This is a genomic window from Mycolicibacterium vaccae NBRC 14118 = CIP 105934 (genome assembly GCF_001552715.1).
Taxonomy (GTDB): domain Bacteria; phylum Actinomycetota; class Actinomycetes; order Mycobacteriales; family Mycobacteriaceae; genus Mycobacterium; species Mycobacterium vaccae.
Map to the genome: position 1 here is coordinate 21,654 of NZ_BCRS01000072.1, position 7,825 is coordinate 29,478.

The following is a 7,825-nucleotide window of genomic DNA, read 5'->3' on the forward strand; positions in this document are numbered from 1 at the left end:
CCGGGGTGAGGCTCCAGAATCGGCTGCCGTGACGAGAACACAGAGCAACAGCCGAATTCGATCCCGCTTTGTCGACCACCAGGTGGTGATCGGCGGGGGCGGGCCTACCGGCATGATGCTGGCCGCCGAATTGGCGCTGGCGGGGGTGGACGTCGCGGTCGTCGAACGTCGTGACAGCGGGGACCTCACGGGTGCGCGGGCCGGCGGCCTGCTGTCGCGGACCCTCGAGATCCTCGACCAACGCGGCATCGTCGACCGCTTCCTGGCCGCCGGGCAGACCATGCAGGTGCATGGTTTCGCCCAGGTCCGTCTGGACATCAGCGACTTCGCGACCCGCCACCCGTACGGTCTGGCGTTGTGGCAGAAGCACATCGAGCGTCTGCTGGCCGAATGGGTCGACGAACTCGGGGTCGTGGTCCATCGCGGGCAGGAGGTGCTGGGCTTCACGCAGACCCGCGACGGGGTCGACGTCAGGTTGTCCGACGGGCAGACGCTGCGGGCTGGTTACCTCGTCGGCTGCGACGGCGGGCGCAGCCTCATCCGCAAGGCAGCGGGCATCGAGTTTCCGGGTTGGGAACCGACCACGAGCTATCTGCTCGCCGAAGCGGAGATCGCACCGCAGCCGGGCCACGAACCCGAGTGGGGCATCCGGCGCGACGCTCGTGGGGTGCATGCGCTCAGTCCGTCCGACGACGGGCCGACGCGGATCATGGTCACCGAGCAGCATCTTCGGCGTTCACGCGAGCCGGGCCTGTCCGAGCTGCGCGACGCGCTGACCGCGGTGTACGGCACCGATTACGGGGTGCACAGTCCCACATCGCTTTTCAGGTTCACCGACATGGCGCGGCAGGCGGCGCGCTACCGCAGCGGACGCGTCCTGCTGGCCGGGGACGCGGCGCACGTGCATCACCCTGTCGGCGGGCAGGGGCTCAACACCGGACTGCAGGACGCGGTCAACCTCGGCTGGAAGCTGGCGCAGGTCGTGCACGGGACGTCCTGCGACGACCTGCTCGACACCTACCATGACGAGCGGCACCCGGTCGGTGCGCGCGTGCTGCGCAACGCCGTGGCTCAGATGGCCCTGCTGCGCCAGGACGACCGCACCACGGTGCTGCACGGCGCCGTCGCCGAACTGCTCGCCCTCGACGAAACCCGTAGGCACGTCGCCGCGATGATGTCCGGGCTCGACATCCGGTACGACCTCGGTGACGGGCATCCGCTGGTCGGCCTGCGCATGCCCGACTTGGAGCTGAGTACCGCGGGCGGCACGGTGCGCGTCTACGAACTCCTGCACGGCGCGCGGCCCGTGTTGCTCGACCTCGGGGTTCCCGGCGGCGTCGACCTGACCGGATGGCAGGACCGCGTGCAGAAGGTGACCGCCCGGTGCGAGCGCACCTGGGAACTGCCGGTGCTCGGGCAGGTGCCCGCACCGTCTGCGGTGCTGATCCGGCCGGACGGGCACGTCGCCTGGGTCGCCGCCGTGGACGGCGCCATGAACAGTGCCGTGGACGGCGCCGGGCTTGCTGAGGCTCTGTTCAGATGGTTCGGCGCGCCCGCGACATCGTGAAGTCGGCGACGAGCACGCGGGTGATCATGCGGCGCAACACGATCAGCACCGCGGCCACGGCGATCGCCGTCCATGACGAGTCCGCGCTCAACCGCAGCAGGCCCGCCGCGGTCAGGAATTCCAACGTCACGCGCAACGCCGGCAGCGGCCGGCCGAACACGACCAGCGCCGCCGCCCCGAGCGCGATACCGGCGATCGCCAGGCACCACGACGCGGCGATGATCACGGTCACGACACCGGCGGGGGACCGGGCGCCGGCGCCGGATGGCGCAGCAGTTCGATTTCGCGCTTCTCCTGGGCGATCTCGCGGTTGAGGAAGTAGTTGAGCGCGGTGCGGATCGCTGCGATCGCGGCCAGCTTGCCGATCTCCTCGAACGACGGGGAGATCGCGGTGCGAAGCACGTCCGCGGCGAGCTGGAATTCCAGTCCCAGCACCAGAAAACGGGCCATCGTGAGTCGCACCGCGGAGAACTGGTCGAGGTTGCGCCGGGCCAGTGCGGCGACGAACTTCACGATCGCGACCACCGCGCCGATCATGATGACCACCGCGCCGCACGCCTCGATGAGGCGGACCATCAGGTCGACCATGCCGCGCAGGGTCGCCTCGGGCAGCACCTCGAAGGCCAGCAACGCAGAACTCATCGGCGGTGCGGGTCAGACTCCGCGGCTGCGGTCGCCCTGCAGCTCCAGCGGCTCGGCCTCCATCGGCGCCGGGCCCTTGCGGGACCGGCGCATCCGCCGCTCCAGCCGGGTGGCCAGCCACGACAGCGTGAAGTTGATCGCGATCATCAGCAGCGCGATCACGATCAGAGCGGGGATGTAGTTGCCGTAGGCCGACCCGATCACGGTGCCTTGGCGCACCATCTCCACGAACGTGATCTGGTAGCCCAGCGCGGTGTCCTTCAACACCACGACCAGCTGGGAGATCAGGACGGGCAGCATCGAGGTGATCGCCTGGGGCAGCAGGATCGAGCGCATCGTCTGACCGGAGGTCATCCCCAGCGCCGACGCGGCCTCGGCCTGCCCGCGCGGAAGCGCGTGCACCCCGGCACGGACGATCTCGGCGATCACCGCGGCGTTGTAGAGCGTCAGGCCGGTGATGACGCCGGCCAGCGCCAGGTGCTTGGACGGGAAGACGTCGTAGAACGCGTACAGAAAGTACGCGAAGATCATCATGATCAGCACCGGCACCGCGCGGAAGAACTCGACGAACACCGACGAGGCCCAGCGGATCCCGGTGTGTGCCGACAGCCGGCCCACCCCGAGTACCAGCCCCAGTGCCAGGGCCAGCACGATCGACACAGCCGCGGCCGTCAGAGTGCCCTCGATGCCCGGCAGCACGTAGGTGCGCCACAGATCGGGGGTCAGGAACGGTTCCCACTTCGCGGCGGTGAGCTGACCCCGTGACTCCAGCCGCGAGTACACCACCCAGGCGACGAGCGCGAGCACCACCAGGGTGATCGCCGAGATCACTCGGTTGCGGATCCGCGCGCGGGGACCCGGGACGTCGAACAGGACAGAGCCGGCCACTAGTGCGCCACCGCCATTCGCTTGCCCAGCCAACCGAACAACAGACCCAGCGGCAGGGTCAGGATCACGAATCCCAGCGCGAAGATGCCGCCGACCACCAGCACCGCGGCGGTGTTCTCGATCATCTCCTTCATCAACAGCGCGGCCTCGGCGACACCGATGGCCGACGCGATCGTGGTGTTCTTCGTCAGCGCGATCAGCACCGAACCCAGCGGGATGATGACTGCGCGGAATGCCTGCGGCAGCAGCACGATCCGCAGGTTCTGGCCGAACGTCAGCCCGAGGGAGCGGGCGGCTTCGGCTTGCCCCAGCGGGATGGTGTTCACCCCGGCGCGGACCGTCTCGCACACGAACGCCGCGGTGTAGACGGTCAGGCCCAGCACGGCCAGCCGGAAACCGCTGTCAGCGATGAACGTGGGCGAGGTCCGGTTGGCCAGTGTCAGCCCCAGCGTCTGGGCCAGGCCGAACGAGCAGAACAGGATGATCAGCGTGAGCGGGGTGTTGCGCACGATGTTGACGTACGAGGTGCCGATCCAGTTGAGCATCGGCACCGGGGCCAGCCGCATCGCGGCCAGCCCCGTGCCGAGCACAAGCGCACCGATCGCCGACAGCACCGTGAGCTCGACGGTGGTCAGGAACGCGGCGAAGATCTCCGCGCGATACTCGGTGAAAATCTCCACAGGCGGCTCCGATGGCTACCTGTGCGCTCAGTTGTCGAGCGGCGGGGGTGTCGGCGCGGTGATTCCGGCCGGGCCGAGGTTCTTGTCGAACGCTTCCTTCCAGGCCCCGCTTTCCTCCATTTTGCGCAGCGCGTCGTTGATCTTGGCGCGCAGTTCGGTGTTGTCCTTCTTCAGGCCGATGCCGTAGCGCTCCTCGGAGAACGGCTGACCGACGATCTTGAAGGCGCCCGGGTTCTGCGCGGCGTAGCCGGCCAGGATCACCTCGTCGGTGGTGACCGCGTCGACGGCGCCGTTCTTGAGCGCGTCGATGCATGCCGAGTAGGTGTCGTACTGCTGCAGCTGAACGCCCTGGTACTCGTCCTTGATCTTCTGCGCGGGAGTCGAACCTGACACCGAGCACAGGATCTTGTTGTTCTCCAGCGACGCCGCACCGGTGATGTCGCTGTTGTCCGAGCGCACCAGCAGGCTCTGGCCGGTGACCAGGTACGGGCCCGCGAACGAGACCTTCTCCTTGCGCGCGTCGGTGATCGAGTATGTCGCGGCGATGTACTCGACCTGCCCGTTCTGGATCAGGTTCTCGCGCTGCGCCGACGGCGCTTCCTTCCATTCGATCTTGTCCGGGGTGTAGCCGAGCTCGCCGGCCACGTAGGTGGCCACGTCGACGTCGAACCCGCTCACGGTGCCGTCCGGGTTCTTCTGGCCCAGGCCGGGCTGGTCGAACTTGGTGCCGATGACGATCGTGTCGCCACCACCACCCCCGCTGCCGCCGTCACCGCCGCCGCACGCGGTCACTGCGAGGGGAAGTGCGGCGGCCAGCGCGAGGGCGCCTACGACGCGCGCGGACAGGGACTTGGGGGACATGGTGGTGATTCCTTTCGCCGGGGGGACCGGGTCAGTGGTGCAGGATCTTGCCGAGGAAATCCTTGGCACGGTCGGTCTGGGGGTTCTCGAAGAACTCGGCGGGTTCGGCGTCCTCGACGACCGCGCCGTCGGACATGAACACCACGCGGTTGGCGGCTCTGCGCGCGAACCCCATCTCGTGGGTGACCACCAGCATCGTCATCCCGTCGGAGGCCAGGCCCGCCATCACGGCCAGCACCTCGTTGATCATCTCGGGATCCAGCGCGCTGGTCGGCTCGTCGAACAGCATCACCTTCGGGTCCATCGCCAGCGACCGCGCGATCGCCACCCGCTGCTGCTGTCCACCGGAGAGCTGGGCCGGGTACTTGTCGGCCTGGTTGGCCACTCCGACGCGTTCCAGCAGGCGCATCGCGTTCTCCCGCGCCTTCTCCTTGGACGCCTTGCGCACCTTCATCGGCGCCAGCGCCACGTTCTCCAGGATCGTTTTGTGCGCGAACAGGTTGAACGACTGGAACACCATGCCGACGTCGGACCGCAACTGGGCGAGCTTGCGGCCCTCCTCGGGCAGGACCACGCCGTCGATCGCGATGGTGCCCGAGTCGATGGTCTCCAGCCGGTTGATGGTGCGGCACAGCGTCGACTTGCCCGACCCCGACGGGCCCAGCACGACGACGACCTGACCGCGGCCGACCTCGAGGTTGATGTCCTTGAGGACGTGGAGGGCGCCGAAGTGCTTGTTCACCGCCTTCACAGAGATCATCGGCACGTCAGGGGACTCCCTGGGGCTCTCCATGCGTGAAGACCTTACCCAGGGAATGTCCAGTGTGCTGTGAACTCGGCGATCGGGCATTTCCCCGCTGCTCCGCCCGTCTCGGCGATTTAGGGGGCGGCCCTCGCGCTCCGTAGGATGGCCCCGTGACTTCTACCGTGACGCAGCAGGCGAGCGGGCTTTCCCCCGACCGTCCGGCGCGAACGTTCGAGGTCCGCACGTACGGCTGCCAGATGAACGTGCACGACTCCGAACGCCTGGCCGGACTGCTCGAGGAGGCCGGCTACCGCCGCGCCGGCGCAGGCACCGACGCCGACATCGTGGTGTTCAACACCTGTGCGGTACGGGAGAACGCCGACAACAAGCTGTACGGCAACCTCAGTCACCTCGCGCCCCGCAAGCAGTCCGACCCGGACATGCAGATCGCCGTCGGCGGCTGCCTGGCGCAGAAGGACAGGGACTCGGTGCTGCAGAAAGCGCCGTGGGTGGACGTCGTGTTCGGCACCCACAACATCGGTTCGCTGCCCGCGCTGCTGGACCGGGCCCGCCACAACCGCGCCGCGCAGGTCGAAATCGCCGAAGCGCTGCGGGAATTCCCGTCGTCGCTGCCGGCCAGTCGTGAATCCTCCTATGCGGCTTGGGTTTCCATCTCCGTCGGGTGTAACAACACGTGCACCTTCTGCATCGTGCCCTCGTTGCGCGGCAAGGAGGTGGACCGGCGGCCGGGCGACGTGCTGGCCGAGGTGCAGTCGCTGGTCGACCAGGGCGTGCTGGAGATCACCCTGCTGGGGCAGAACGTGAACGCCTACGGCGTGTCCTTTGTAGACGCCGACCAGCCGCGCGACCGCGGCGCGTTCGCGAAGCTGCTGCGGGCCTGCGGCCGGATCGACGGGCTGGAACGCGTCCGGTTCACCTCGCCGCACCCCGCCGAGTTCACCGACGACGTCATCGAGGCGATGGCCGAGACGCCCAACGTGTGCCCGACCCTGCACATGCCGCTGCAGTCCGGCTCCGACCGCGTGCTGCGCGCGATGCGCCGGTCCTATCGGGCCGAGCGCTATCTGGGCATCATCGACCGCGTGCGCGCCGCGATCCCGCACGCGGCGATCACCACCGACATCATCGTCGGCTTCCCCGGGGAGACCGAGGAGGACTTCCAGGCCACCCTCGACGTCGTGGCGGCGGCCCGGTTCAGCACCGCGTTCACCTTCCAGTACTCGAAGCGGCCGGGCACCCCGGCCGCCGAACTGGCCGATCAGGTCCCCAAAGCTGTTGTGTCCGAGCGCTACCAGCGGCTGATCGCACTACAGGAGGGGATCTCGCTGACCGAGAACACCGCACAGATCGGGCGTCGCGTCGAGGTGCTCGTCGCGACCGGCGAGGGCCGTAAGGACGCCGCCACCGCCCGGATGTCGGGCCGGGCCCGCGACGGCAGGCTGGTGCATTTCGCCCCCGGCCCCGCCGGTCACGGGATCAGGCCGGGCGACGTCGTGGTGACCACCGTCACCGGCGCCGCGCCGCACCATCTGATCGCCGACGGCGCGCCGCTGCAGCACCGGCGGACCCGGGCCGGTGACGCGCACGAGGCCGGCCGGAAGCCGCGCACCGGGGTCGGTCTCGGAATGCCCGCAATCGGTGTGCCCCCCGCGGCACCGGCGACGAGCGGATGTGCGCGATGAGCGGGGAATCCGGCGGAAACGGCTTCGACGCCTTCAAGGGCGACCTGGAGGCGGCCGAACGGCGCGTCGCCCGGGAGATCGACCCGGGCGCGCGGGCGCTGGTGCTGTCGATCCTGGTGTTCGTGCTGCTGGCCACGCTCGTACTCCCGCACACCGGTGGTGCGCGCGGACTCGACGTGCTCACCGGCTCCGAGGCGGCCACCGAGGCCGGCGTCGCGCTGCCGTCGCGGGTGTTCGCGTGGTTCTCGCTCGTGTTCGGAGTCGGCTTCGCGATGCTGGCACTGCTGACCCGACGCTGGACAATGGCGTGGATCGCGCTCGCCGGGTCGACCGTGTCGGCGTTTCTGGGCCTGCTGGCGGTGTGGTCGCGGCAGACCGCGCCGGAGCCGTATCCCGGTCCCGGACTGGGCCTGGTCATCGGCTGGCTCGCGGTGATCCTGCTCAGCTACCACTGGGCCCGGGTGGTCGCCACCCGCACCGCCCTGCACCTGGCCGCCGAGGAGGAGCGTCGCCGCGTCGTCAGCGAAGGCCAGCAGAAGGGCATTCTGGAGTCGTTCCCCGACGAGGGCGACGACGCCGCCCCGCCGAAGAACTAGTCAGCGCTTGCGGCTGACCGCGTCCGCTGCCGCGTCCGCCCACTGACGCCACTGCTCGGCACTGGCGCGTGCCTGCTCGGCGTCCTTGGTGCGACCGGCGGCCGCCGCCTTCTCCGCCTGCCGCTCGAACTGTTCGGCTCGGG

The 7,825-nt window shown here is 69.1% G+C and carries 9 protein-coding genes and 1 pseudogene; 3 read left to right on the plus strand and 7 right to left on the minus strand.

The annotated features are described in order from the left end of the window. Positions 1-28: 28 nt before the first annotated feature. A complete protein-coding gene (locus MVA01S_RS15355; RefSeq protein ID WP_255251697.1) occupies positions 29-1,567 on the plus strand; it encodes an FAD-dependent monooxygenase in 1,539 nt (512 codons plus the stop codon). On the opposite strand, the gene MVA01S_RS15360 is transcribed toward MVA01S_RS15355, so the two are convergent. From MVA01S_RS15360 to MVA01S_RS15385, 6 genes are read right to left on the minus strand one after another with little or no spacing between them, the layout of a single operon-like run. Beyond that, positions 1,536-1,799, minus strand: coding sequence for a hypothetical protein (locus MVA01S_RS15360; protein ID WP_003933597.1), 264 nt, complete (start codon positions 1,797-1,799; stop codon positions 1,536-1,538). The genes MVA01S_RS15355 and MVA01S_RS15360 overlap by 32 nt on opposite strands. Then, on the minus strand, positions 1,796-2,209 hold the full coding sequence (locus MVA01S_RS15365; protein WP_040543108.1) for a DUF1622 domain-containing protein: 414 nt from the start codon (positions 2,207-2,209) through the stop codon (positions 1,796-1,798). The genes MVA01S_RS15360 and MVA01S_RS15365 overlap by 4 nt, the downstream gene beginning before the upstream one ends. A 12-nt stretch (positions 2,210-2,221) precedes the next feature. Further along, on the minus strand, positions 2,222-3,097 hold the full coding sequence (locus MVA01S_RS15370) for an amino acid ABC transporter permease (RefSeq protein WP_003933599.1): 876 nt from the start codon (positions 3,095-3,097) through the stop codon (positions 2,222-2,224). Next, positions 3,097-3,777 (minus strand): amino acid ABC transporter permease, encoded by a 681-nt coding sequence (locus MVA01S_RS15375; protein ID WP_003933600.1) that lies wholly within the window; start codon positions 3,775-3,777, stop codon positions 3,097-3,099. The genes MVA01S_RS15370 and MVA01S_RS15375 overlap by 1 nt, the downstream gene beginning before the upstream one ends. Positions 3,778-3,804: 27 nt before the next feature. After that, a complete protein-coding gene (locus tag MVA01S_RS15380) occupies positions 3,805-4,638 on the minus strand; it encodes a glutamate ABC transporter substrate-binding protein (RefSeq protein WP_003933601.1) in 834 nt (277 codons plus the stop codon). A gap of 31 nt (positions 4,639-4,669) precedes the next feature. Further along, on the minus strand, positions 4,670-5,398 hold the full coding sequence (locus MVA01S_RS15385; RefSeq protein WP_003933602.1) for an amino acid ABC transporter ATP-binding protein: 729 nt from the start codon (positions 5,396-5,398) through the stop codon (positions 4,670-4,672). Between the two features lie 155 nt (positions 5,399-5,553). On the opposite strand from MVA01S_RS15385, the gene miaB reads away from it, so the two are divergent. Together miaB and MVA01S_RS15395 are read left to right on the plus strand one after the other, a co-directional pair. Continuing rightward, complete coding sequence (gene miaB / locus MVA01S_RS15390) at positions 5,554-7,086, plus strand: tRNA (N6-isopentenyl adenosine(37)-C2)-methylthiotransferase MiaB (RefSeq protein WP_081529190.1); 1,533 nt, start codon at positions 5,554-5,556, stop codon at positions 7,084-7,086. Then, positions 7,083-7,682, plus strand: a complete 600-nt coding sequence (locus tag MVA01S_RS15395) for an Rv2732c family membrane protein (RefSeq protein ID WP_174538931.1) — start codon at positions 7,083-7,085, stop codon at positions 7,680-7,682. Before miaB ends, MVA01S_RS15395 begins: the two co-directional genes overlap by 4 nt. Here MVA01S_RS15395 and MVA01S_RS30875 read toward each other — a convergent pair. Further along, positions 7,683-7,825: pseudogene (locus MVA01S_RS30875) on the minus strand (DUF349 domain-containing protein); the annotation flags it as partial. It abuts the gene before it with no gap.